This is a genomic window from Pseudomonas taeanensis MS-3, from assembly GCF_000498575.2.
Classification (GTDB): Bacteria; Pseudomonadota; Gammaproteobacteria; order Pseudomonadales; family Pseudomonadaceae; genus Aquipseudomonas; species Aquipseudomonas taeanensis.
This window is the reverse complement of the sequence record NZ_AWSQ01000003.1, coordinates 122,228-146,268: the sequence shown is the minus strand read 5'-3', so window position 1 is coordinate 146,268 and position 24,041 is coordinate 122,228. Positions and strand designations below refer to the sequence as shown.

The following is a 24,041-nucleotide window of genomic DNA, read 5'->3' as shown; positions in this document are numbered from 1 at the left end:
TTTGTTGTGCCGAAGATCGCCGCGCTTGGGGCGTTCAATCTAGGCGCTTGTGCACGCGGGTCACCGCCACGCCAAGCATCAGCAGGGTGAACAGCAGCAGGGCAGCCAGTGCCGGCCAGAGTTCGGCGAGCCCAGCGCCGCGCAGCATGATGCCGCGCACCAGGCGCAGAAAATGCGTCAGCGGCAGGAGTTCGGCCAGCCACTGCGCGGCTTTCGGCATGCCGGCAAATGGAAACATGAAACCGGACAGCAGAATCTGCGGCAGAAAGGTGAAGAAGGCCATCTGCATCGCCTGAAACTGGCTGCGCGCCAGGGTCGAGATAAATACCCCGAGCGCCAGGCTGGCGCAGATAAACACCAGTGATGCCAGGTACAACTCGCTTAGCGAACCGCGCAGGGGGACGGCGAACAGCAGCTTGCCGAGCAGTAACACCACGCTGACCTGTACCAGGCCGATGGCAGCGAAGGGCAGGAGCTTGCCCAGGGTCAGTTCCCAGGGCGACACCGGGGTGGCGATCAGCATCTCCAGGTTGCCGTGTTCGCGCTCGCGCACTAGGGCGGTGGCGGTGAACAGCACCATGGTCATGGTCAGGATCACGCCGATCAGCCCCGGCACGGTATTGACCGGGGCCAGCCGCTGCGGGTTGTACAGGTTGAGCACTTCGATCCGTCCGCTGCGATTTCTGTCGCTGCCCGGTAGCGGGAAGCCTGCCAGCTGGCGGGCCGAGGCCTGTACAACCTGATCGGAACCATCGACGACGATCTGTAACACCGAACGTTCGTTGCGTTCCAGGCGTGTCTCGAAATCACTCGGCACCACCAGTGCGGCGCTGATCTTGCCTTGGCGCAACAAGGTGTTCAGTTCTTCCGGGCTGCTCAGTTGGTAGCGCAGGTTGAGCACCTGGCTGGCACCCAGCTCGGCGATCACCTCTCGCGAGCGGGCGCTATTGGCCTGATCGAGCACAGCGGCGTCGAGGTGGCGCACATCCATATTGATGGCGTAACCGAACAGCACCAGCTGCAGGGTTGGAATGCCGATGATCATGGCGAAGGTCAGGCGGTCACGCCGCAGCTGGCGCAGCTCCTTGAGCACGATCGAACCGAGCCGACGCAGGTTCATGGGTGTTCCCCGGAGGAATGGGGTGGGCGTTGGGTGGCGCTGACGAAGACGTCCTCCAGATTGGCCGTGGTCGTAGCCACTTGCGCTTGAATGCCAGCATTGCGCAGGCGTTGCTGGATCAGTTCGACCGCTGCCGCGTCGTTGGCCTGCACGGGGGCTGCCAGTACGCGCAGCGAATTGCCAATCTGGGTAAGAGCGAGCACCCCGGGGGTGCCTTGTAACGCCTGCTGAGCCTGGCGCGGCTGAGCGCATTCGACCAGCAGTGGGCTGCCTGGCAGCGCCACCATCAACTCGCTGGGGCTGCCGTCGGCGACCAGGCGGCCCTGGTCGAGGATGCCCAGGCGCGTACAACGCTCGGCCTCGTCCATATAGTGGGTGGAGACCAACAGGGTGGTGCCACTATCGGCCAGCTCGAACAGCGAGTCCCAGAATTCACGGCGCGATTGCGGGTCGACCGCGCTGGTCGGCTCATCCAGCAGCAACAGATCCGGTTTGTGCAGCACAGCGCCGGCCAGGGCCAGGCGCTGTTTCTGTCCGCCACTGAGGGTGCCGGCCAGTTGCCGCCGGCGATCGGCCAGCCAGTAACGCTCCAGTAGTTCGGCGATACGCTGGCGCGCCTGCTGCCGGTCCAGCCCTTGCACAGCCGCGAGAAACTCCAGGTTCTCGCCAACACTGAGGTCGTCATACAGAGAGAATTTCTGCGTCATATAGCCGATGCGCCGTTTCAGCGCCTCGGCATCGCGGGGGATCTGATAACCGAGCACCTCAATGCTGCCGGCGCTGGGCAGCAACAAGCCGCAGAGCATGCGGATGGTGGTGGATTTGCCGCAGCCATTGGGCCCGAGAAAACCGAATACCTCGGCGCGGCGGACGGTCAGGTTGAGGCTGTCGACCGCAGTCAGGTCGCCGAAACGCTTGCTCAGGCCGCGGGCCTGGATCACCGTTTCAGCGCTGTTCATCGTCAATCCGCTCGGCGCGCAGCGGCAACCCGGCCGGCAGTTTCTTCGCCGCAGAGCCTTCCAGCAACAGTTCGGCGCGGTAGGTCAGGCGGCTGGCATCGTCGCCGACCAGGGCGAAATAGGGGGTGAAGCTGGCTTCACTGGCGATGCTGCGCACATGCGCGTTAAAGGGCTGTTCGATGCCCTCGACGCGTACTTGCAAGCGGTCGCCGATGGCCAGTCCGGTGCGCTGAGAGGCCGGCACATAGACCCGCGCATAGGGCGCCTCGCCGACCAATAGGCTGGCTACTGTGGCGCCTTGCGGTGGTTGATCGCCGGGCTTGAAAGGCAGCGCATCGACCCGTCCGGCGCGAGGCGCGCGGACGCTCAGGCGCTGGCGGTTGAGTTGTTGCAGGTGCAGCGCGGCACGCGCGCTGACCAAGGCGGCACTGGCCTGTTCGAGCTGTTCCGGACGGGTGCCATTGGTCAGCTCGCTCAGTTGCGCCGCTGCACTATTTTGCTCGGCGCGGGCCTGATCGCGTGTAGCACGGGCCCGGTCCAGCTCGGCCAGGGCGGCGAGGTCGCGCCGCTGCAAGGTGACGATGCGCTGATACTGGCGTTCGCTCTCGATGAGTCTTGCGCGGGTGCTTTCCAGTGCGGCCTGAGCGGCCTCGATACTTTCCAGGCGAGCGCCGTTGCTCAGCTCGCGTAGCCGCGCGCTGGCCAGTTCGACCTCCGCTTGACTCTGGGCCACGCGGGCATCTAGCCGACGTGGGTCGAGCTCCACGAGCAAAGCGCCCGCAGCGACCCTGTCGCCTTCGGCCACGGCCCAGCGCAATACTGGCTCAGAAGCCTCGGCCGGCAACGCCAGGCGATCCCACTCCAGGGTGCCGGGTAACACCTCGGGTGCTTGCTGTTCACAGCCAGAGAGGAGTAGCAAGGCTAAGCTGAACAGGCAGTGTTCAAGTCGCACGGGGAGCCTCCAGGCCGCGCTCGAGCAGGACGAGGGTGTGGCGGGCCAGCGCCTCGTCGTCCAGCTCGGGGGCATCGAACAGGCCGCGCCAAATCGGCGCGGCGGCATAAGGAAAGAGGGTCAGGCCGATCAGCGAGACCACCAGCAGGCGTGGTTCGAGATCGGGGTTGAGGGCGCCGCGCCGTTGCGCAGCGGCGAAACGCTCGGCCAACAGGTGCGGAATCAGGGGGGCGACGCGGCTCATCAACAATTCGCGCAGGCCACCGCCTTCACACAGCACCTCGCGCACCCACAGCGGCGGTAGCCACGGATGCGCCTGGACGATCCGGCGCATGCCTTGGATAAAGCCACCGACGAGCTCGATGGGTTGGTCGCCGACCTGACGCAATCCCTGAGCGAGGTTCATCAGCAATGGCAGCAGGCGTTCTTCGACGACTGCGGCGAGCAGCTTTGTCTTGTTACCGAAGTAGTAGTTGACCAGGGCAGGAGTCACGCCGGCCTCGCTGGCGATGCCGCGCAAGCTACTGGCGGCGATGCCTTTATGGGAAAAGGCGTTGAGGGCGGCGTCGAGCAGGCGCTCGCGCTGCGCCGCGGTCTCGCCGCCGGGGCGTCCGGGTGTGCGGGAGGGTGGCGAGCTGGGTGCTTTTCTATTTGTCGACATAAATTAAATTTAAATTCAAATTTAATTAAACGCCAAGCTGAACTTTGTTACAGAAACTGGCCTTACGGATTACGGATTACGGATTACGGATTACGGATTACGGATTACGGATTACGGATTACGGATTACGGATTACGGGGGAGGGGGAGTCTGTCACCGGGTGTTTGCATGCAGGCTTGGCGGGCAAGCGACCGGCCTGGGCCAGTCGCGGTGCCAGTAAGGACTCAGCGAGTGCCGAGGAAGTCGCGCTTGCCGATTGCCACACCGTTATGGCGCAGGATGGCGTAGGCGGTGGTGACGTGGAAGTAGAAGTTGGGCATCACGTGATCGAGCAGGAAGGCCTGGCCCTTGAAGTGAGTGTCCTTGCCGCGGCGTGAGAGGGTCACGGTGCGCTCCTCACTGCCGTCGATCTGCGCAGCACTTATGCCTTGCAGGAAGGCCAGGGTCTTGGCGATGCGCGCTTGTAGTTCGGCGAAGCTGGTTTCGTCATCGGCGTGGCTCGGTGATTCGATACCGGCCAGCAGGGCGGCGCCACCTTTTACACCATCGCAGGCGATTTGTACCTGACGGCACAGCGGGAACATATCGGGCGCCAGGCGGGCATTGAGCAATACGCTGGGATCGATCTTCCTGGTTTCGGCGTCGGCGGCGGCAAGGCCAAGGATGGTCGAGAGGTTGTTCAGCTGGCGGGTAAAGACCGGAATCGAGGCTTGGTACATGGACAGGGACATGGTGTTCTCCAGTGATGCGGTGGGTGTTGCTTGGACTGTATGGGCTGGGTAATCCGCGCGCAGAGCGGACTTGAGCCCATGCTGCGCTTGCCCTAGGACGGCGAATGCTTAGCCAATGGTGATCGGCGGCAACACGGCCAGTTCGACGGTCTGCGCTTTACGCGGGGCAAGGATTTCCGCCTCACCGTCGACTACCAGCTCGTCGTTCTGGTTGAACACCCGAGTGGCGACCCGCACGCGGAATTTCGGCAGTTTTTCCAGGATTTCCAGGCGCACGGTGAGGGTGTCGCCGAGCTTCACTGGCGCGGTGAAGCGCATTTGCTGGCCAAGGTAGATGGTGCCTGGGCCAGGCAGTTCGCAGGCGACTGCGGCGCTAATCAGCGCACCGCTGAACATGCCGTGGGCGATGCGCTCCTTGAACATGGTGGTGGCGGCGTATTCGGCATCCAGGTGTACCGGGTTGTGGTCACCGGATACTGCGGCGAACAGCTGGATGTCGCGTTCTTCGACGGTCTTGCTGTAACTGGCGGTCTGGCCTACTTCGAGGGCCTCGTAGGGCGTGTTGCTGGTTTGGCTCATGAATGAATCTCCTGACGCTGTGAGTGGCGCTGGCGGGGCTGGCGCAACGCCTGCTCCAGCCAGTCGATCAAATAACGGGTGACCTCGTCGCGATTGCTCTCGTTGAGCAGTTCGTGGCGGGCATCCGGGTAAATTTGCAGTTGTACCTGTTTACTGCCGGCCTGGCGCAAAGCGCTGGCCAAATCCTGCAAGCGTTTACCCTGGCTGACCGGGTCGCAGGCGCCGCCGATGACCAGCAGTGGCAGGTGACTGTCGATCTGCGCGAGGTTGTGTTCCGGGGTGATCTGTTGCAAACCACCGAGCAGGTCGAGCCATAGCTGATTGCTGCAGCGGAAGCCGCAGAGTGGATCGTTGACGTACTGGTCGACTTCCACAGGATCGCGACTGAGCCAGTCGAAGGAGCTTCGATTGGGCTTGAAGGCCTTGTTAAACGAGCCGAACGAGAGGAACTCGATCAATGCGCTCCGGCCTAGCGGACCCTGGCGCCAGCGTTCGAAGCGGGCGACCAGGCGCGCCGCGCGGTACAGTGCCAGCGGCTGATAGTTTGAGCCAGAGAGGATCGCCCCTTGCAAGCTGCAGCTATGGTGCATCAGGTACGCCTGAGCGATGTAGCTGCCCATGCTGTGGCCGAGCAAAAAGATCGGCGCGTGCGGATGCTGTTGGCGAATATGGTGATTGAGGCAGGCCAGGTCGCCCACCACCCGAGCCCAGCCGTCCTGGTCGGCATAGTGGCCGAGGGTGCCATGGTTGGCGGTCTGCCCGTGGCCGCGTTGATCATGGGCATACAATTCATAGCCGGCGGCCACCAATGCCGCACCCAGGCGCGCATAGCGGGCGCTGTGTTCGGCCATGCCGTGGGCCACCATGACCACCGCTTTCGGCGGCAGCTCGGCGAACCAGCGGTTCACATAGATAGGCGTCGCATCGCTGCTGTTCAGCCAAAATGCATGATGCTGCATGGCAAGTCCTTAGGCCGGCAAGAGTGCGGCATTGTAGAGCCAGTGGCTGACCTTGTCTCAGCTGAACGACGTGGACGAAGATTCACGCGGTCAATGACGCTTCAGCGAGTATTTGCGCCCCGCTGCAGAGCTGCTAAGTTCGCCACAACCACTTTTATGTGGGCTGATACTTTCAGGGGAAGAGGATAAGAATAATGCTGCCTGATTTCTGGAACGACAAACGCCCGGCCGGCGTGCCCAACGATATCGACCTGGGGGCTTACAAGTCGGTGGTCGAGGTGTTCGAGCGCTCGTGCAAGAAATTCGCCGATCGGCCGGCCTTCAGCAATATGGGCGTGACCCTGACCTATGCCGAATTGGATCGCCTGTCTGGCGCCTTCGCCGGCTACCTGCAAAAGCACACCAATTTGCAGCCGGGCGAACGTATTGCCGTGCAGATGCCCAACGTCCTGCAATACCCGATTGCCGTGTTCGGGGCGATGCGCGCCGGCCTGATAGTGGTCAATACCAATCCCCTGTACACCGCTCGCGAGATGCGCCATCAGTTCAAGGATGCCGGCGTACGCGCGCTGGTCTACCTGAACATGTTCGGCAAGCTGGTGCAGGATGTGTTGCCGGATACCGAAATTGACTACCTGATCGAAGCCCGCATGGGCGACATGTTGCCGAGCCTGAAAGGCTGGCTGGTCAACACTGTGGTGAAGAAGGTCAAGAAAATGGTGCCGGACTACCATCTGCCGCAGGCGGTGCCGTTCAAGGAGGCGCTCAAGCAGGGCCATGGCCACGACCTTAAAGCGCTCACAGTCGGCCATGATGACATCGCCGTGCTGCAGTATACCGGCGGCACCACGGGGGTTGCCAAGGGCGCGATGCTGACCCACGGCAACCTGGTGGCGAACATGCTGCAGGTCGATGCCTGCTTGTCGCAGTTGGGCGATGACGGTACCCCGCTGCTGAAGCAGGGCCAGGAAATCATGATTGCGCCGCTGCCGCTGTACCATATCTATGCATTCACCGCGAACTGCATGTGCATGATGGTCAACGGCAATCTCAGTGTGCTGATCACCAACCCGCGCGACATTCCGGGTTTCGTCAAGGAGCTGGGCAAGTGGCGGTTCTCCGCACTGCTGGGTCTCAATACCCTGTTTGTCGCGCTGATGGACCACCCCGAGTTCAAGAACCTGGACTTCTCCAACCTCAAAGTCACCAACTCTGGCGGCACCGCACTGGTCAAGGCGACCGCCGAGCGTTGGCAGAGCATCACCGGCTGCACGGTGGTAGAAGGCTACGGTCTCACCGAAACCTCGCCGGTGGCCAGTGCCAACGCTTATGGTGCTCAAGCACGCCTGGGCACGGTGGGTATCCCGGTGCCGGGTACTGCATTCAAGGTGATCGACGATGACGGCAACGAGCAGGCGCTGGGCGAGCGTGGCGAGTTGTGCATCAAAGGTCCGCAAGTAATGAAGGGCTATTGGCAGCGCGAGGACGCCACGGCCGAGGTGCTGGACGCCGAAGGCTGGTTCAAGAGCGGTGATGTCGCGGTGATCGACCCGGACGGTTACGTGCGCATCGTCGATCGCAAGAAGGACATGATCATCGTCTCCGGCTTCAACGTGTACCCCAACGAGATCGAAGATGTGGTCATGGCTCACCCCAAGGTCGCCAGCTGCGCGGCGATCGGGGTGCCGGATGAGAAATCCGGCGAGGTGGTCAAACTCTTCGTCGTGTCGCGCGATGGCGATCTCAGCGTCGAGGAGCTGAAGGCCTACTGCAAGGAAAACTTCACTGGTTACAAGGTCCCCAAACACATCGTCTTCAAGGATGCGTTGCCGATGACTCCGGTGGGCAAGATCCTCCGCCGCGAGCTGCGCGACATCGCCTGAGTCCTATCGCTGCGACGCCTTGGGCGTCGTCGCGTTTCCCTGGTGAATTTTTCGATGGCGCAGGTACGGTCGCTGCTATAGGTGGGCAGCGATGCACAGGGCACTGTCAGGATCAGTGGCTGTGCGTGCGGATCGGTCCTTTGAGGGCAAACTTGAGGCCTGCTGTATGCTGGCTTTCTTGGCCAGCATGCGCGAATTCATCGGATGCTTGTCGGGTTGTCCGACAGCTTCTCCCAGGCGTGACCAAATATTGGTGTGCCGGTCATTTTTGGACCTTTCGGGCTGTTTTTGGTGCTAGGCGGAACTTGGCAAAGCTGCTACTCTCGGCCCGCTTTTTGGCCGTCTGCACGGCGTAAAAATAGGCGAAAACAACAAACAACCGCCTCTGCGCGGTGAAGATTAGCTGTTGCTTAGGAGTGGGTTTCTGTGACCGAAAATTTTTGGAAGGACAAGTATCCCGTTGGGATTGCTACCGAAATCGATCCCGACCAGTACCCGAATATCCAGGCGGTACTGAAACAGTCCTGCCAACGCTTCGCTGACAAGCCGGCTTTTAGCAACCTCGGTAAGACCCTGACCTACGGCGAGCTGTACCAACTGTCTGGCGCCTTCGCGGCTTACCTGCAACAGCATACCGATCTGCAGCCTGGCGATCGCATCGCCGTGCAGCTGCCCAACGTGTTGCAGTACCCGGTTGTGGTATTCGGCGCCATGCGTGCCGGCCTGGTTGTGGTCAACACCAACCCGTTGTACACCGCACGGGAAATGGAACACCAATTCAATGACTCCGGCGCCAAGGCGCTGATTTGCCTGGCCAACATGGCCCATCTGGCCGAACAGGTGGTGCCCAAGACCGGCGTCAAAACGGTCATCGTCACCGAAGTCGGCGACATGCTGCCGCCACTCAAGCGTCTGCTGATCAACAGCGTGGTCAAGTACGTGAAGAAGATGGTGCCGGCCTACAATCTGCCGCGTGCCGTCAAGCTGACCGATGCACTCGCCAAGGGCCGCGGTCAGGCGGTCAAGGAAGCCAACCCGAGCAGTGGCGAGATCGCCGTGCTGCAATACACCGGCGGCACCACCGGGGTTGCCAAGGGCGCCATGCTGACCCACCGCAACTTGGTGGCGAACATGCTCCAGGCCCGGGAGATGATGGCCTCGAACATGAACGAAGGCTGCGAGATCATCGTGGCGCCGCTGCCGCTCTATCATATCTACGCCTTCACCTTTCATTGCATGGCGATGATGCTGATCGGTAACCACAACGTGCTGATCACCAACCCGCGTGATCTGCCGGGCATGGTCAAGGACTTGGCCAAGTATAAGTTCAGCGGTTTTGTGGGGCTCAATACGCTGTTCGTCGCCCTGTGCAACAACGAAGACTTCCAGAAACTGGACTTCTCGTCCCTGAAGATCACCCTGTCCGGCGGTATGGCCCTGCAGCTGGCCACGGCAGAGCGCTGGACGCAGGTTACCGGCAGCCCTGTGTGCGAAGGCTTCGGCATGACCGAAACCAGCCCGGTGGCCTCGGTCAATCCGATCCAGCAGATCCGGATCGGCACTATCGGTATTCCGGTGCCCTCGACCCTGTGCAAGGTGATCGACGATGAGGGCAACGAATTGCCGCTCGGTGCGGTGGGCGAACTGTGCGTCAAGGGCCCGCAGGTGATGAAGGGCTACTGGCAGCGTCAGGACGCCACCGATGAAATTCTCGACGCCGATGGTTGGTTGAAGACCGGTGATATCGCGCTGATCCAGGACGATGGCTACATGCGTATCGTCGATCGCAAGAAGGACATGATTCTGGTGTCCGGTTTCAACGTCTACCCGAACGAGCTGGAAGACGTGCTGGCCACGTTGCCGGGTGTACTGCAGTGCGCTGCGGTCGGCGTGCCGGATGAAAAATCCGGTGAAGCGATCAAGCTCTTCGTAGTCGCCAAACCGGGAGTGACGCTGACCAAGGAGCAGGTCATGGCGCACATGCGCGCCAATGTCACGGGCTACAAAGTACCGAAATCCGTGGAGTTCCGCGATGCGCTGCCGACCACCAACGTAGGCAAGATCCTGCGGCGCGAGCTGCGCGACGAAGAGTTGAAGAAAGTCGGCGCAAAATAAGCGGAGTCCGGCTGCACGCAGGCATGCAGTAAAACGGCTAGCCGAGGGTCAATGCTCTTCATCTGAGGTGTTGACTCTGCCGCTCCGCTACTAGAAACAGGTCCATGGTGTTCATGGGCCTGTTTTTTTATGGCCGCCTAGCGAGTTCTTCAGCCGGTTGTGGCAGCCAATCTTGCCGGGTTTGAACGCATTCGCCACCCGACAGCGGGTGCCAGGTCGTGGCTGCAACGACGAATGCCAAGCTCCGAACGGCAGGATGTCTCTACACGGATACGTAGTCATAAAAAAGCCCGGCCGAGGCCGGGCAAAAACAACTCCGCAGGAGCGAAGCAGTTAGGCATGCATGGCGATGGCCTGCACCTGATGGTCTGCCGCCACTTCGCCGATCACCAGGATGGCGGGACTCCTCAATTGAAAATCCAGGGCGGCCTGGTGCATCGCGGCCAGTGAGCTGCGGCACTCACGTTGTTGGGGCAGGGAGGCGTTCTCGATCATCGCCACCGGCATGTCATCACGCATGCCGCCGGCCAGCAGGCTTTCACGGATTTCCGGCAACTTGGCCACGCCCATGTAGACCACCAGGGTGGTGCCGCCCTGAGCCAGGGCTTGCCAGTTCAGCGTGCTGTCGTCCTGGGTGTGGGCGGTGACCAGGGTCACGCCGCGCGCAATGCCGCGCAGGGTCAGCGGAATACCGCAGTTGGTGGCGCCGGCCAGGCCCGCGGTAATGCCGTTGACCATTTCCACTTCGATGCCGTGGGTGTCCAGCCAGTCGGCCTCCTCGCTGCCGCGGCCGAAGATGCAGGGGTCGCCGCCCTTCAGGCGCACCACGCATTTGCCCTGGCGCGCATAGCGCAGCATCAGGCGTTGAATGAAGGTCTGCGGTGTGGAGCGGCAACCGCCGCGCTTGCCGACGGGCACCACGCGGGCATTCGGGCAATGTTCGAGAACCTCTGGGTTGACCAGGTCATCGATCATCACCACCTGCGCCTGGTTCAGGGCGCGCACCGCCTTGAGGGTGAGTAGTTCCGGATCACCGGGCCCTGCGCCTACCAGCCAGACTTTTCCGCTCATCTTGATCACCTCAGGCGTTGGTTGCGACGGACACGGAGGGTGTCGCCAGCAGTCGTTTGATTTCCGGGACACAGGAGCCGCAGCTGGTGCCGCAGCCGAGTCCCTGTTTCAGTCCGTCGAGGTCGAGGCCGCGGGCTATGCCGGCGCACACCGCGTCCTCGCTCACGTTCATGCAGTTGCACAGGGTTTTTCCGCTGCTCGCACTCATTGCGCCCGGTGGCGTTGACAGGGGAGCGAGCAACCAGCGCCGCAGGTCGGCATCGGCCTTGCCCTCGCTCCACAGGCTCTTCAGCCAATGGCGTGCTGCGGTTTCGCCGGCCAGACGGATGGCGACGATGCGCCCGTCTTCGATGCGCACGCGCTTGCCCACGGTGCGCCGTGGATCGTCATAGGCCAGCACCGGGCCTGCATCGACGCCGAGCAAGGCATCGACCTGGGCCAGCAAACTGGCATCCGGGGCCACCGCGCTGGCAGCGCGAATCACCAGTGCCGGGCGCTCACGACCGGCCAGCGTCAGGCTGGCATAGGCGAACTCTTCGAACAGCGGGCGCAGGGCGGCGAAACGACGCTGCACGTCGCCTTCGACCAGGGCGAACAACTGCCAGGGCAGGTCGACTTTTTCCACCTCGATGCCGGCGTGTTTCAGCTCGGGTTGTTTCGACAGCGGATCGAAGGCCGGCAGGGTCAGCACGTTGGTGCCTCGGCCCTTGAGAAAGCGGTCGCCCCAATGCATCGGCAGGTAGGCCTGGCCGGAGCGGATGGCGTCGTCTGCCTGCACCGGGACGATCAGGCTGCCGCGACGGCTGCGCACCTTGATCAGGTCGCCGGCCTGCAGGCGACGTCGGCGCATCTCGTCGGGGTGCAAGCTGAGCACGGCTTCTTCGACATGGCCGAACAAGCGGGCAGCCGTGCCGGTGCGGCTCATGCCGTGCCACTGGTCGCGCAAGCGCCCGGTGTTGAGGGTCAGCGGGAAGCGCGCTTCGCGCTTTTCTTTCGGGGCGCGATAGGGGTCGGCATGGAACTGCGCACGGCCGTTATCGGTCGGGAAGCGGCCATCGCCATACAGGCGCGGCGTTCCCTGGCTGGCGCCGGCCGGGAAGGGCCATTGCTGGGGACCTTGGTGGTCCAGAATCGCGTAGCTCAGGCCGCAGAGGTCGAGATCGCGATTCTGGGTCAGGTACTTGTACTCCTCGAACAGCATTTCAGCGCTGTCGAAAGCAAACAGGCTGGGCAGGCCGGGGCGGAGCAGTGGTTCCAGGCGCTGGGCGAACTCGGTGGTGATCGCCCAATCCGGCCGCGCCTCTGCGGGCGCTGGCACGGCGCGGCGCACATGGCTGACACGGCGCTCGGAGTTGGTCACCGTGCCGTCTTTTTCGCCCCAACTGGCGGCGGGCAGCAGCAGATCGGCGTAGTGGCAGGTCTCAGTGGTGAAGAAGGCTTCCTGCACCACCACGAAAGGGCAGGCGGCGAGCGCTTCGTGCACCTTGTTCTGATCGGGCATTGACTGCGCCGGATTGGTGCAGGCGATCCACAGGGCCTTGATCTTGCCCGCGTGTACCGCATCGAACAGTTCGATGGCGGTCAGGCCAGGTGTCTGCGGCAGCGCGTCGACGCCCCAGTAAGTAGCGACTTCGCCGCGGTGTTCGGCGTTGGCGGCATCGCGATGGCCGGGCAGCAGGTTGGACAGGCTGCCGGTTTCGCGGCCGCCCATGGCATTCGGTTGGCCGGTCAGGGAGAAGGGGCCGGCGCCGGGCTTGCCGATCTGCCCGGTGGCCAGGTGCAGGTTGATCAGCGCGCTGTTCTTCGCGCTGCCTGCGCTGGACTGATTCAACCCCATGCACCACAGCGAAAGAAAGGAGGGCGCCCGGCCGATCAGCTCGGCGCAGGCCTGCAGGTTCTCCAGGGAGATGCCGCAGATGTCCGCCACGGTGCCTGGGGTGTAGTCGCGCACCAGCTTCTTCAACGCGTCGAAGCCTTCGGTGTGCTGGTCGATATAGTCCCGGTCGATCCAGCCTTCCCACATGAGGATGTGCAGGATGCCGTGGAACAACGCCACGTCGGTACCGGGCAGGATGGCCAGGTGCAGGTCGGCCAGCTCGCAGGTATCGGTGCGCCGCGGGTCGATGACGATGACCTTCATCTCCGGGCGCTTGGACTTGGCTTCTTCCAGGCGGCGAAACAGCACCGGGTGGGCGTAGGCCATGTTGCTGCCGGCGATCAGCAGGCAGTCGCTCTGCTCGATGTCCTCGTAGTTGCAGGGCGGCGCATCGGCGCCGAGGCTGCGCTTGTAGCCGACCACCGCGCTGGACATGCACAGGCGTGAATTGCTGTCGATGTTGTTGGTGCCGACCAGGGCACGGGACAGCTTGTTGAAGGCGTAGTAATCCTCGGTCAGCAACTGGCCGGAGATGTAGAAGGCCACGCTGTCCGGGCCATGTTCGCGGATGGTCTCGGCGAAGACGTTGGCGGCATGCTCCAGGGCGTTGTCCCAGTCGGTGCGCGAGCGGGCCAGGCCTTTGCCCAGACGCAACTGCGGGTACAGGCCGCGCGCGTCGAGGTCGCCGGTCAGGTGCAGGGTCGAGCCTTTGCTGCAGAGCTTGCCGAAGTTGGCGGGGTGATTCGGATCGCCTTTGACGCCGAGAATCTTCTCGCCGTCGTGTTCGATCAGCACGCCGCAGCCGACGCCGCAGTAGCAGCAGGTCGACGCGGTGATTTGATTGGGGGTGGGCATGGCGCTCGACTCCGTGGTTTGCGACCTGTTGTAGGAGCCAGCATGCTGGCGATCCAGGTCGCGAAAAGCATCGCCAGCAAGCTGGCTCCTACGGGTTTAGGCGCACTCGGCGGCAGTCGCTTTGAGGGCCAGCCAGACGCGGCCGTTCTCGACTTTTGCCTCATGCTTGTGCGCACAGCCGACATCCGGGGCGACGGCTTCACCACTGGCCAGCTCGATCTGCCAGTTGTGCAGCGGGCAGGCCACGCGCTTGCCATAGATCAAGCCCTGAGACAGCGGGCCGCCCTTGTGCGGGCAGCGGTCATCGAGGGCGAAGACCTCGTCGTCACTGGTACGGAAGATCGCGATGTCGCCCTTGGGACCTTTGATGATGCGCGAGCCCAGCACGTTTATTTCTTCCAGGGCGCAGATATCCAGCCAGCTCATACGGAGGCCTCCTCGACTTGAGCAACGGCGATGCGATCGAACTCTTTCTTCAACTGCGGCTGTTCGATGCGCTCTTTCCAGGGGTCCTGCTCGAAGGACAGGGCGTATTGCAGGCGGGCATTGAGTGCCTTGCGGTTCTCGGCATCTTCCAGCACGGCCTTCTTGATGTGGTCCATGCCCACGCGCTGCATGTAGTGCACGGTGCGCTCGAGGTAGAAGGCCTCCTCGCGGTAGAGCTGGAGGAAGGCGCCGTTGTATTCGCGTACTTCATCGGCGGTTTTCAGCTTGACGAAGAACTCGGCGACCTCGGTCTTGATCCCGCCGTTGCCACCGATGTACATCTCCCAGCCGGAATCCACACCGATGATGCCGACGTCCTTGATGCCGGCCTCGGCGCAGTTGCGCGGGCAACCGGAGACCGCCAGCTTGACCTTGTGCGGCGACCACATGTTGAACAGGTCGTGTTCCAGCTCGATGCCCAGCTGGGTCGAGTTCTGCGTGCCGAAGCGGCAGAACTCGCTGCCGACGCAGGTCTTCACGGTACGGATGGATTTGCCGTAGGCATGCCCGGAGGGCATATCCAGATCCTTCCACACGGCCGGCAGGTCGTCCTTCTTGATGCCCAGGAGGTCGATGCGCTGGCCGCCGGTAACCTTGACCATGGGTACGTTGTACTTGTCGGCAACGTCGGCGATGCGCCGTAGCTCGGACGGGTTGGTTACGCCGCCCCACATGCGCGGCACCACTGAGTAGGTGCCGTCTTTCTGGATGTTGGCGTGGGCGCGCTCGTTGATCAGACGCGACTGCGGATCGTCCTTGGCCTCGCCCGGCCAGGTGGAGATCAGGTAGTAGTTCAAGGCCGGGCGGCAAGTGGCGCAGCCGTTCGGCGTGCTCCAGTTCAAGAAGGCCATGGTCTCGTTCATGGTGATCAGGTGCTGCTCGCGGATCGCCTTGCGAATCTGGCCGTGATTGAAGTCACTGCAACCACAGATGGCCTTCTCGCTCTTCGGCTTGACGTCGGCGGCGCCGCCTACTGTGCTGATCAGAATCTGTTCGACCAGGCCGGCGCAGGAGCCGCAGGAGCTGGCGGCCTTGGTGTGCTTCTTGACCTCGTCGACCGAGAACAGGCCGTTCTCCTGGATCGCCTTGACGATAGTGCCCTTGCACACGCCGTTGCAGCCGCAGACCTCCATGCTGTCGGGCATGTTGGCGGTCTTCTCGGCACCCTGGTGACCGACGTCGCCGATGGCGTTCTCGCCGAACATCAGGTGGTCGCGGATCTGGCCGACGTTGTGGTTCTCGCGGATCTGGCGGAAGTACCAGCCGCCGTCGGCGGTGTCGCCGTACAGGCAGGCGCCGACCAGGATGTCGTCCTTGATCACCAGCTTCTTGTACACGCCGCCGATCGGGTCGGACAGGGTGATCGTCTCGGTGCCTTCGGCGCCCATGAATTCGCCGGCGGAGAACAGGTCGATGCCGGTGACTTTCAGCTTGGTCGATGTGACCGAGCCTTGATAGCGGGCGAAACCGAGCTGGGCCAGGTGGTTGGCGCAGACCTTGGCCTGCTCGAACAGCGGGGCGACCAGGCCGTAGGCGATGCCGCGATGGCTGGCGCATTCGCCGATGGCATATACGCGCGGGTCGTAGGTTTGCAGGGTGTCGTTGACCAGGATGCCGCGGTTACAGGCGATCCCCGACTGTTCGGCCAGGTCGCTGTTGGGGCGGATGCCGGCGGCCATCACCACCAGGTCGGCGGGGATGACTTCGCCGTCCTTGAACTTCACCGCGCAGACCCGGCCTTCACCGTTGTCCAGCAGTTCGGCGGTGTGCTTGGGCAGGAGGAACTTCAGGCCGCGGTCTTCCAGGGACTTCTGCAGCAGTTCGCCGGCGGTGCGGTCGAGTTGGCGCTCCATCAGCCAGTCGCCGATATGCACCACGGTGACATCCATGCCGCGCAGTTTGAGGCCGTTGGCCGCCTCCAGGCCGAGCAGACCGCCGCCGATCACCACCGCGTGCGGGTGGGTCTTGGCGGTGTCCATCATCATCTGGGTGTCGGCTATGTCGCGATAACCGATCACGCCCTGCAGGTCCTTGCCGGGAATCGGCAGGATGAAGGGGTTGGAGCCGGTGGCGATGAGCAGGCGGTCGTATTCGGCCTCGCTGCCGTCGTCGGCAATCACCCGACGCGCCTTGCGGTCGATCTGTACCGCTTTACGCCCGAGCAGCAGGTTGATGCCGTTATCGGCATACCACTTGAGATCGTTGAGCACGATCTCCTCGAAGGTCTGCTCGCCGGCCAGTACCGGCGAGAGCAGGATGCGGTTGTAGTTCGGGTGCGGCTCGGCGCCGAACACGGTGATTTCATACAGGTCGGGGGCGAGCTTGAGCAGCTCTTCAAGGGTTCGGACCCCGGCCATGCCGTTGCCGATCATCACCAACTTGAGTTTTTTCATGATTCCTCACCGTCACGCATAACCGGAAAACAAAAAAGGCGTCCCGCTAGTCACCTAGCGAGGACGCCTTTGTCCAAGTCCCGATCTATTCGGGAAGTGCAGCCTTCATCGTTGAAGGGCGCGCTTTAATAATTTGTGCAGTGACCAATGCAGAGGCTGTGCCAACTCTCCATGGGGGCCGTAATTGGTAGGCTTGGAGCGATCTTGGGTACTCACTGGGCCAGTCATCGCGCTGATCTGCGCACCGGATTAAGGCGAGCTGCTCTGTTCTGGTGCGACTTGTGGCACGGCGCACCGGTGCTTAGCTGCGTTACTTGATCAGCAGCACCAGCAGGAACAGGTTCAGCAGCAGGGCAACCAGCGCCACCGTGCGCCAGACCAGCAGCGGCTCGCGTTCCAGCAGTGGCCTGGGCCGGCTGCTGAGGGCCTGACGTTCCCCTTGTTCCAGGCTCAGCAGCCACTCCTCGGCGGTTTCATAGCGTTGCTGCGGGTCGGCGCTGACGGCACGAGCCAGGCTCTCGTCCAGCCAGCTCGGCAGGTCCGGGCGATAGCGGCTGGCTGGGGTCGGACTGGTAAAGCGCGGATGCTGGAAGGCTTCTATTTCGCCGTAGGGGTAATGGCCGGTGAGCAGATGGTAGAGGGTCACGCCCGCCGCATAGATATCCTGCTGCGGGCTGGGTGCCGCGCCGGCGAAGGCCTCCGGGGCAATATAGCTGGGGGTGCCGGGCAGGGCGTTTGCTTCGTCGCGCGACAGGCCCGGGCAGTAGGCCAGGCCGAAATCCAGCACGCGCAGCTCACCATCATCGCCCCACAGCAGGTTCTCCGGCTTGATGTCGCGATGCAGAATATTGCGCCGGTGCAGCATGCCCAGGGCTTTTAGCAGGCGCGGTGCGACGTCCAGCCACTCGGGCAGCGCCATCGGGCCAGACAGGCGAGTATGCTCGGCCAGGGTTTGTCCGGCGTATTCGCGTTGCAGGTAGTACAGATGCTGGCGCTGCGGCAGTGGATGGACTTCGGCAAAGTGACGCCCGGCGACGCGGCGCAGAAACCACTCTTCCAGCAGCAGCGCGGGGCCGGCTTGCGGCTCATCGGTCCGGCTGGGCGGCAGGGTTTTCAACAGCCAGCGGCGCGACTGGGCATCGCGCACGCGGTACACCAGCGACTGCCGTGATTCGGCCAGCAGACGTTCGACTTGCCAGCCTTCGAACTGTTGTCCGTCGCGCAACCTGGGCGGCAGCGGCCAGTGCTCGAGTTGCGCCAGGGTGTCGGCCAGTGCGCTTTGTGGCAGGCGCTCGACCTGGACCAACAGCGCACTGGCGTTGTCCTGGCTGCCGGCCAAGTGGGCCGCGCTGACCAGGGCGCGGGTGGCGGCGGCCGCGTCTGCCTCGTCATGCAGGATGCGCTGGATACCGCTGTCGCCGAGCACCGCCCAGACCCCGTCGCTGACCAGCAAGAAACTCTCGCCCTCACGCAGCTCGCCGTCCAGGTAATCCACCACCAGATGCTGATCCAGGCCCAGGGCGCGCTTGAGCACATGCTGCATGCCCGGCTGTTCCCACACGTGGTCTTCGGTGATGCGCTCGAGTTGCCCCGCATGCCAGCGATAGGCGCGGCAGTCGCCGACATGCGCCAGGGTGAAGCGCCGACCACGCAGCACCAGGGCGGTGAGGGTGGTGAGCAAGGGTTGGCCGCCGCCATTGGCTTGCAGCCAGCGATTGTGCGCGACCAGCAGGCGGTCGAGCGATTGCGCCACCGCCCAGGTTTCCGGGGTGGCGTAGTAGTCCAGTGCGAGGGCCTGCAAGGTCGCCCGCGCCGCCAGGCCGCCATCGGCGCACTGACTGACGCCATCGGCCAGGGCGAACAGATAACCCTTGCTGACGGCCAGAGCAGGCGCTGGCGTGACCACGCGAATGGCGTCCTGGTTTTCTTGCCGGGGGCCGGTTGCCGTGGCTTCGCCGAAGGTTAGCTGCAGGGCCATCAGAGGTTCTCGTGGGGCGGGAGTGGCAAAAACGCGCCAGGGCGATAAGTATCGCCCTGGCGCGTATTACAAACCTAGACTCGAGCGGCAGTCACCGCAGCCGAGCCCCAGGTGGTGCGCCAGCGCTGCTTGACGCCGTACAAACCGACCCAGGCCAGCACACCGAGACTGGCGAACAGCCACAGGCCCAGTTGATAGTCGCCGGTGTGCTGCTTGATTGTGCCGAGGCCGGCCGCCAGGAGGAAACCGCCGACGCCGCCGGCCATGCCGATCAGGCCGGTCATTACGCCGATCTCCTTACGGAAACGCTGTGGCACCAACTGGAATACCGCGCCGTTGCCTGCGCCCAGACCGAGCATGGCGGTGACGAACAGCGCCAGGGCCGCGGTCGAGCTGGACAGGTTGAAACCCACTCCGGCGATGCACAGCGAGGAGACGGTGTACATCATCAACAGCGAGCGAATTCCGCCGATGCGGTCAGCCAATGCGCCGCCGAGTGGGCGCATCAGGCTGCCAGCACAGACGCAGGCGGCGGTGTAGTAGCCGGCGGTGACCGGGCTCAGGCCGTACTGATCGTTGAAGTAACCGGGCAGTGCGCTGGCCAGGCCGACGAAGCCGCCGAAGGTGATGCTGTAGAAGAACATAAACCACCAGCTGTCGCGGTCGCCCAGGGCCTTGAGGTAGTCGGCCATGGATTTTGGCTGTGGCCGCTGCGGCGCGTTACGGGCCAGCAGGGCGAACACCAGCAAGGCGATCAGCAGGGGAATCAGAGCCCAGCCGAACACGTTCTGCCAACCGAACAACGCGGCCAGGCCTGGGGCGAACAGCGCCGCCAGCACGGTGCCGGAGTTACCGGCGCCGGCAATGCCCATGGCTTTACCCTGATGCTCGGCGGGATACCACTGCGAGGCCAAGGGCAACGCGACGGCAAAGGCGGCGCCGGCAAAGCCGAGGAACAGGCCGAGCAGCAGCGCATGTTCATAGGTCTGGATGCCGATCTGCCAGGCGGCGAACAGCGAGCAGATGACGATCACCTGGCCGATCAGGCCGGCGCTTTTCGGCGACAGGCGATCGGCCAGCAGGCCCATGAAAATACGCAGTATGGCGCCGGCCAGAATCGGTGTGGCGACCATCAGGCCGCGCTGTTGGGCAGTCAGGTCCAGGTCGGTAGCGATCTGCACTGCCAGTGGGCCAAGCAGGTACCAGACCATGAAGCTCAAATCGAAATAGAGAAAAGCGGCGAACAACGTCGGCGTATGGCCTGCTTTCCAGAAACTTGTATTCATCGAACACCTCATCAGCAAAAAAGGGTCCCGGTCGGGCTGGGTGCGGTGTGGTCGTGGACACACCGTGCGCAGCCCGCCGGGGAGGCGCCGCACTTGTGATGCAGCACCCTGCGGCCTGAGCCACAGCTGGGTTGAGAGAGTTGCAAGCGAGACCTCTGGGTCGCAGAGGCACCACCAACCCCAAACGCTGGGGTGAAACGAAAAAACGCCGCATCACCGCAACGCTCGAAAGCGCGGATGAAGCGACGTCTGTGTCGTCTGTGGGGTAGCCGCCTTTGGCTACCGGTAGTTGGGTCTTTGCAAGAGCTGAGCCAACAGCCTGAACCGCGAGTAATCAGGGGCAGAGCAGCTTGATGGTGCCGGCAGGCGAGTCAAAATGGGGCGTGCGGGCTACCTGTGCGCTGTGATTGGGCACATCGGCCTGGTCTGGGGCGCCGAGTGCTCACTGAAACGCAGCGAATTCGCTTCGCGGCGTGTCGCGCGGGGCAAGGCTTGGCTTAGTTAGTCTGGGGCGGCGCCGGAAAGAGGATCACCGGGTCGGGCGGCGTCTGTCCCGGTGGCAGGGCGGGTGGCGCTGGCTCTCCCGCCGGGCCCAGGTGCTTGACCAGGTGATAGATGGCCAGCAGGTCCTCGTCGCTCATGATGTGCAGCTTCTCGTTGGGCATGGGTGGACGGTAGTTGGCACTGCGCGCCAGCGTCAGCCACTGGCTTTCGCTGAGACGTGGCAGCAGCAGGCGCAGGTTACTGGGGTAGGTGGTGCCCCAGGGGCCGCTCCAGCCGAGCTGATCGCCCTTGAGCCATTCATTTTCAGGGATAGAGCCGGGAGCCATCAGGTAGCCGGCGGTATGGCAGTCGTTGCAGCCGCCGATATTGACCAGGTAGCGGCCGCGCTCGAGTTGAGCGTCGTCGGCCCCGACCGTACTGCTACTCAGCAGGCCGAGTAGCAGTACGGTCGGGGCCGGCTGCGGGCGCTTGGCGGACATGGCAATACCTCCTACGCAGAGCAGCGTCGACGGACGCTGCCGTTAGGTATAGCGCAGCAGGCCAGGGTTCGCTGTCAGTCGGTCGCGGGCGTGGCTTAATCCAGCCAGTTGACCCGTGGAAACTTGGTGCTGAACTCTGCCGGCATCGCCACCACCTGTTGGCGTTTGTAGTTGAAGAAGACGAAGCCCGACTTGGCCATCGCCACCAGGCTGCCATCTGCCGGACGGCTGATGCGGAAGGTGATGTCCCCGCCGTACTTGTTGAAATCCATGACCCCGACCTCGAACAGCAACTGGTCGCGAGCATGGGCTTCGGTACGGTAGGTGGTAGCCAGGTCGGTGACTATGATGCCGGTGCCGTCCTCGCGGGTTTCCTCGATGCCGAACTCGAACAGAAAGCGCGCCCGGGCCTCGGAAATCATCGAAATCATCGAGTCGTTGCCCAGGTGGTTAGCCGCATTGATATCGGTGACGCGCACCGTCAGGTGGGTGCTGTAGCAGAATTGCTGTTCCGGGAATTCGAGTTTCAGGCGGGCCATGGGTGAGTCTCGTGCGGGCTGGAGGGTGCGGCGCGTGACGCGGGCGGCGTGATTGTACGTGGGCTTTCGGCGTTTTTGCGCTATTTGCCTGCTGAATGAAGCGCCGCCCGGCTCGGCTCAGCGATGCAGGCTGTTGAGCCAGTAGAAGGTCACACGACCGCCTTCATCCGCTGGGCCGTAATTGTCCTGAATATAGGCGCCGGCCTTGAAGTACAGCTGTTGCTTGCCCCAGTCGCCGCTCAGCTGCTGATAGTAAGAGCCGCGGTCGCCATCGCTGCTGCTGACGCTGACGCCGAGCTTGCCGCTGGGGGTGAGGCGCAGGTCATAGCCGAAGCGTTCGTTGAGTTGCACGTTCTCCGCCAGCAGAATGTTCTGCACCTTGCTGTCCCCAGGGCGTTTGCGCAGAAGCAGTTCCAGGCGACCGACACCGCGGCGGTAGTGATACTGCAGCTTGATCAACGGGTCATTGTTGCTGCCCGGTTGATTGGTGCTGTGGATCTGGCCGATGACGACTTTGTGCTTGCTCGGCACCTGGTTCACCGACAGCACGGCACTCAAATAGTTGTCGGCGCTGTGGTGGTACCAGTTGTCCAGTGCGCCGTCGGTCTGGGTTTCGCGCAGCTCGCTGCGTGGGTAACGGGCGTTGCGGGTGTGCGAGCCGTTAACCGGCACCCAGAAGGTGATGCTGTCGTCGGCATTGCGGCGAAAGTAGCGGCTGGTATAGCCATTGTTCAGTTGCGCGGTTTCGATGGTGGTGGGGGCGGGGTCCGTAGGAATCGACAGATTCCAGGTGGTGAGATCGAGCACGACTGATCCTTGATTCTGTTCTGGGATGAAAAGCCCACCTTCGGTGGCTGTCAGGATCGTAAGTTCAGTCGGGCTGACCGGCGGGCCCGCGCGCTTGGCGGAGGATCATCCGAGGTGGCGGAACGGATTCGTTGTGTTTTAGGACGTGTTTCGGCTTCGCTGGCACAGCGCAATCTGGGCTGCGCGCAGCCATACTGATAGCGTTAGAGCGTCTGTCGATAACGGAGATATCGAGGGGTGTGCAATGACCAAGCTAGAGAAGTACCTCACCATGAGCGTCGCTGCCGTCGGGGCGTTGACCGGCGGGATGGCAACCTACACCGATTACACCGGAGCTGAGTTCAAGAAACCCATCGACCTGCGTCAGGCTACGGTCGCCAGCTTCCTTGCTCAGATCGACTCGGCATCCAAGCGCCGCGACCACCGGGAGGCGTTGCGGGTACGCCTCGAGTACGAGAGGTTCGAGGAGTCCTGGCGTAATAGCCAAAGGCTTTCCAGTCTTATTGCTCCGATCGAAAATCTGATCAGCCTGCGCTTGGCGCCAGGGCAGGCCTCGCAGATCAGAAATATTCTGCACAATGCCAGTACCGACCTGTCTTCGGGGTTCCTGACCCCGGGCACTCTGGGCAGCGCCTACCTGGCCACGGGCGATTATCAGAACGCCAGCAAGTACTACAAGCTCGCCGCGTTGAGCGAACCGAACGACCCGAACATCCATGCCTTGCGCGCATTGGCGCTGCAGGGTGAGGCCAAGGGCACGGAGCCCGAGACGGCGCGCGAGGAGCTGAATCAGGAGGCCAAACAACTGGTGCAGAAGGCGGAGAGCGGTGGGGTCGACGCGGATCGCATCAAAGCCCTGGCTGCGCAGCTGGCCAAGGAAACCTAGTTCCCTCGACAGAGGCAGGACGGTGGGAGCTGGCTCTCCGTCCACCGTCCACCGTCCACCGTCCACCGTCCTCAGGCCGCGGGGCGCTGCTGCTTCTGGTAGAGGAACTCGAGTACCGCCGCGCGGTACTCGTGGTAGCGCGGGTCATGGGCTAGCGCCATGCGGTCGCGGGGGCGTTCGAGCCCGACCTGAAGAATCTCGCCGATGCTGGCCGCCGGGCCGTTGCTCATCATGACGATGCGGTCGGAGAGCAGTACGGCCTCGTCGACATCATGGGTGATCATGATTACCGTGTTGCCGAGCTCGGCGTGGATCTCCATCAGCGAGTCCTGCAGGTGGGCACGGGTCAGCGCGTCGAGAGCACCGAACGGCTCGTCCATCAGCAGCACCTTGGGTTGCATGGCCAGCGCCCGGCCGATGCCGATACGCTGTTTCATGCCGCCGGATATCTCGCTGGGGCGTTTGTCGCGGGCATGGCTCATGTGTACCAGATCGAGGTTGTGCTCGATCCACTCGCGCATTTCCGTCCTGGATTTCTGGCCCTGGAACACCTGGCGCACGGCCAGTTCGATGTTCTGGTAGCAGGTGAGCCAGGGCAGCAGGCTGTGGTTCTGGAACACCACGGCGCGCTCCGGGCCGGGCGAATTGACTTCGCGGCTGTCGAGAATCACCCCGCCGGTGGTGGCCTGATAGAGGCCGGCGACGATGTTCAGGACGGTCGACTTGCCGCAGCCGGAATGGCCGATCAGCGAGACGAATTCACCCTTGGCGATCTTCAGGTTGACGTTCTGCAGGGCGCAATACAGCCCCTTGTCGGTGGGAAAGCTGATGCCGACGCCACTCAGTTCGAGGTGTGCAATGTTCATGCTGTTCTCCAGGAAATCTAGGGTGCACAGAGCGTTGAGCACCTGGCAAAGGTCAT

At 63.0% G+C, this 24,041-nt stretch carries 20 protein-coding genes; 3 read left to right on the top strand and 17 right to left on the bottom strand.

Going from position 1 to position 24,041, the window contains the following annotated elements:
* Nucleotides 1–34: 34 nt before the first annotated feature.
* The 7 genes from TMS3_RS13210 to TMS3_RS13180 form a co-directional block, all read right to left on the bottom strand.
* Nucleotides 35–1,120 carry an ABC transporter permease gene (locus TMS3_RS13210; RefSeq protein ID WP_025165752.1) on the bottom strand — a complete coding sequence of 362 codons (1,086 nt, stop codon included), beginning with the start codon at nt 1,118–1,120 and terminating at the stop codon, nt 35–37.
* Nucleotides 1,117–2,079, bottom strand: a complete 963-nt coding sequence (locus tag TMS3_RS13205; protein WP_029866334.1) for an ABC transporter ATP-binding protein — start codon at nt 2,077–2,079, stop codon at nt 1,117–1,119. Before TMS3_RS13205 ends, TMS3_RS13210 begins: the two co-directional genes overlap by 4 nt.
* The gene (locus tag TMS3_RS13200) at nt 2,066–3,031 is read right to left on the bottom strand and encodes an HlyD family secretion protein (protein ID WP_025165750.1); all 966 of its coding nucleotides are present in this window, start codon (nt 3,029–3,031) and stop codon (nt 2,066–2,068) included. The genes TMS3_RS13205 and TMS3_RS13200 overlap by 14 nt, the downstream gene beginning before the upstream one ends.
* Nucleotides 3,021–3,692, bottom strand: a complete 672-nt coding sequence (locus TMS3_RS13195; protein ID WP_025165749.1) for a TetR/AcrR family transcriptional regulator — start codon at nt 3,690–3,692, stop codon at nt 3,021–3,023. The genes TMS3_RS13200 and TMS3_RS13195 overlap by 11 nt, the downstream gene beginning before the upstream one ends.
* A 224-nt stretch (nt 3,693–3,916) precedes the next feature.
* Nucleotides 3,917–4,423, bottom strand: a complete 507-nt coding sequence (locus TMS3_RS13190) for a DUF1993 domain-containing protein (RefSeq protein ID WP_025165748.1) — start codon at nt 4,421–4,423, stop codon at nt 3,917–3,919.
* Between the two features lie 108 nt (nt 4,424–4,531).
* The gene (locus tag TMS3_RS13185) at nt 4,532–5,002 is read right to left on the bottom strand and encodes a MaoC family dehydratase (protein ID WP_025165747.1); all 471 of its coding nucleotides are present in this window, start codon (nt 5,000–5,002) and stop codon (nt 4,532–4,534) included.
* The gene (locus tag TMS3_RS13180; RefSeq protein WP_025165746.1) at nt 4,999–5,961 is read right to left on the bottom strand and encodes an alpha/beta hydrolase; all 963 of its coding nucleotides are present in this window, start codon (nt 5,959–5,961) and stop codon (nt 4,999–5,001) included. Before TMS3_RS13180 ends, TMS3_RS13185 begins: the two co-directional genes overlap by 4 nt.
* 194 nt (nt 5,962–6,155) lie before the next feature.
* Here TMS3_RS13180 and fadD2 point away from each other — a divergent pair, with 194 nt between their 5' ends.
* On the top strand, nt 6,156–7,844 hold the full coding sequence (fadD2, locus tag TMS3_RS13175) for a long-chain-fatty-acid--CoA ligase FadD2 (protein WP_025165745.1): 1,689 nt from the start codon (nt 6,156–6,158) through the stop codon (nt 7,842–7,844).
* A gap of 426 nt (nt 7,845–8,270) precedes the next feature.
* A complete protein-coding gene (gene fadD1 / locus TMS3_RS13170) occupies nt 8,271–9,959 on the top strand; it encodes a long-chain-fatty-acid--CoA ligase FadD1 (protein ID WP_025165744.1) in 1,689 nt (562 codons plus the stop codon).
* Nucleotides 9,960–10,292: 333 nt separating this feature from the next.
* On the opposite strand, the gene cobA is transcribed toward fadD1, so the two are convergent.
* The 9 genes from cobA to TMS3_RS13125 form a co-directional block, all read right to left on the bottom strand.
* On the bottom strand, nt 10,293–11,030 hold the full coding sequence (gene cobA, locus TMS3_RS13165) for a uroporphyrinogen-III C-methyltransferase (protein ID WP_025165743.1): 738 nt from the start codon (nt 11,028–11,030) through the stop codon (nt 10,293–10,295).
* A gap of 10 nt (nt 11,031–11,040) precedes the next feature.
* The gene (locus TMS3_RS13160) at nt 11,041–13,761 is read right to left on the bottom strand and encodes a nitrate reductase (protein WP_025165742.1); all 2,721 of its coding nucleotides are present in this window, start codon (nt 13,759–13,761) and stop codon (nt 11,041–11,043) included.
* 96 nt (nt 13,762–13,857) lie between these two features.
* Nucleotides 13,858–14,187, bottom strand: a complete 330-nt coding sequence (gene nirD, locus TMS3_RS13155; RefSeq protein ID WP_025165741.1) for a nitrite reductase small subunit NirD — start codon at nt 14,185–14,187, stop codon at nt 13,858–13,860.
* Nucleotides 14,184–16,640 (bottom strand): nitrite reductase large subunit NirB, encoded by a 2,457-nt coding sequence (gene nirB, locus TMS3_RS13150; RefSeq protein WP_025165740.1) that lies wholly within the window; start codon nt 16,638–16,640, stop codon nt 14,184–14,186. The genes nirD and nirB overlap by 4 nt, the downstream gene beginning before the upstream one ends.
* Nucleotides 16,641–16,950: 310 nt before the next feature.
* Nucleotides 16,951–18,618: a bifunctional protein-serine/threonine kinase/phosphatase gene (locus tag TMS3_RS13145; RefSeq protein WP_025165739.1), complete on the bottom strand. Its 1,668-nt coding sequence runs from the start codon at nt 18,616–18,618 to the stop codon at nt 16,951–16,953.
* A gap of 74 nt (nt 18,619–18,692) precedes the next feature.
* A complete protein-coding gene (locus TMS3_RS13140; protein WP_025165738.1) occupies nt 18,693–19,904 on the bottom strand; it encodes a nitrate/nitrite transporter in 1,212 nt (403 codons plus the stop codon).
* Between the two features lie 497 nt (nt 19,905–20,401).
* Nucleotides 20,402–20,887 (bottom strand): hypothetical protein, encoded by a 486-nt coding sequence (locus tag TMS3_RS13135; RefSeq protein WP_025165737.1) that lies wholly within the window; start codon nt 20,885–20,887, stop codon nt 20,402–20,404.
* Between the two features lie 95 nt (nt 20,888–20,982).
* On the bottom strand, nt 20,983–21,426 hold the full coding sequence (locus tag TMS3_RS13130; protein WP_025165736.1) for a thioesterase family protein: 444 nt from the start codon (nt 21,424–21,426) through the stop codon (nt 20,983–20,985).
* Between the two features lie 117 nt (nt 21,427–21,543).
* Nucleotides 21,544–22,233, bottom strand: a complete 690-nt coding sequence (locus tag TMS3_RS13125; protein WP_025165735.1) for a polysaccharide lyase family 7 protein — start codon at nt 22,231–22,233, stop codon at nt 21,544–21,546.
* Nucleotides 22,234–22,477: 244 nt separating this feature from the next.
* On the opposite strand from TMS3_RS13125, the gene TMS3_RS13120 reads away from it, so the two are divergent.
* On the top strand, nt 22,478–23,119 hold the full coding sequence (locus tag TMS3_RS13120) for a hypothetical protein (RefSeq protein WP_025165734.1): 642 nt from the start codon (nt 22,478–22,480) through the stop codon (nt 23,117–23,119).
* Between the two features lie 71 nt (nt 23,120–23,190).
* Here the strand turns inward: TMS3_RS13120 and TMS3_RS13115 are convergent, their stop codons facing one another.
* Nucleotides 23,191–23,985 (bottom strand): ABC transporter ATP-binding protein, encoded by a 795-nt coding sequence (locus tag TMS3_RS13115; RefSeq protein WP_025165733.1) that lies wholly within the window; start codon nt 23,983–23,985, stop codon nt 23,191–23,193.
* Between the last annotated feature and the right edge of the window lie 56 nt (nt 23,986–24,041).

Bases quoted from the DNA above. Each gene is read 5' to 3' on its own strand.
- TMS3_RS13210 (WP_025165752.1), bottom strand. From the start codon at position 1,120: ATGAACCTGCGTCGGCTCGGTTCGATCGTGCTCAAGGAGCTGCGCCAG.
- TMS3_RS13205 (WP_029866334.1), bottom strand. From the start codon at position 2,079: ATGAACAGCGCTGAAACGGTGATCCAGGCCCGCGGCCTGAGCAAGCGT.
- TMS3_RS13195 (WP_025165749.1), bottom strand. From the start codon at position 3,692: ATGTCGACAAATAGAAAAGCACCCAGCTCGCCACCCTCCCGCACACCC.
- TMS3_RS13190 (WP_025165748.1), bottom strand. From the start codon at position 4,423: ATGTCCCTGTCCATGTACCAAGCCTCGATTCCGGTCTTTACCCGCCAG.
- TMS3_RS13185 (WP_025165747.1), bottom strand. From the start codon at position 5,002: ATGAGCCAAACCAGCAACACGCCCTACGAGGCCCTCGAAGTAGGCCAG.
- TMS3_RS13180 (WP_025165746.1), bottom strand. From the start codon at position 5,961: ATGCAGCATCATGCATTTTGGCTGAACAGCAGCGATGCGACGCCTATC.
- fadD2 (WP_025165745.1), top strand. From the start codon at position 6,156: ATGCTGCCTGATTTCTGGAACGACAAACGCCCGGCCGGCGTGCCCAAC.
- cobA (WP_025165743.1), bottom strand. From the start codon at position 11,030: ATGAGCGGAAAAGTCTGGCTGGTAGGCGCAGGGCCCGGTGATCCGGAA.
- TMS3_RS13160 (WP_025165742.1), bottom strand. From the start codon at position 13,761: ATGCCCACCCCCAATCAAATCACCGCGTCGACCTGCTGCTACTGCGGC.
- nirD (WP_025165741.1), bottom strand. From the start codon at position 14,187: ATGAGCTGGCTGGATATCTGCGCCCTGGAAGAAATAAACGTGCTGGGC.
- nirB (WP_025165740.1), bottom strand. From the start codon at position 16,640: ATGAAAAAACTCAAGTTGGTGATGATCGGCAACGGCATGGCCGGGGTC.
- TMS3_RS13145 (WP_025165739.1), bottom strand. From the start codon at position 18,618: ATGGCCCTGCAGCTAACCTTCGGCGAAGCCACGGCAACCGGCCCCCGG.
- TMS3_RS13140 (WP_025165738.1), bottom strand. From the start codon at position 19,904: ATGAATACAAGTTTCTGGAAAGCAGGCCATACGCCGACGTTGTTCGCC.
- TMS3_RS13135 (WP_025165737.1), bottom strand. From the start codon at position 20,887: ATGTCCGCCAAGCGCCCGCAGCCGGCCCCGACCGTACTGCTACTCGGC.
- TMS3_RS13130 (WP_025165736.1), bottom strand. From the start codon at position 21,426: ATGGCCCGCCTGAAACTCGAATTCCCGGAACAGCAATTCTGCTACAGC.
- TMS3_RS13120 (WP_025165734.1), top strand. From the start codon at position 22,478: ATGACCAAGCTAGAGAAGTACCTCACCATGAGCGTCGCTGCCGTCGGG.
- TMS3_RS13115 (WP_025165733.1), bottom strand. From the start codon at position 23,985: ATGAACATTGCACACCTCGAACTGAGTGGCGTCGGCATCAGCTTTCCC.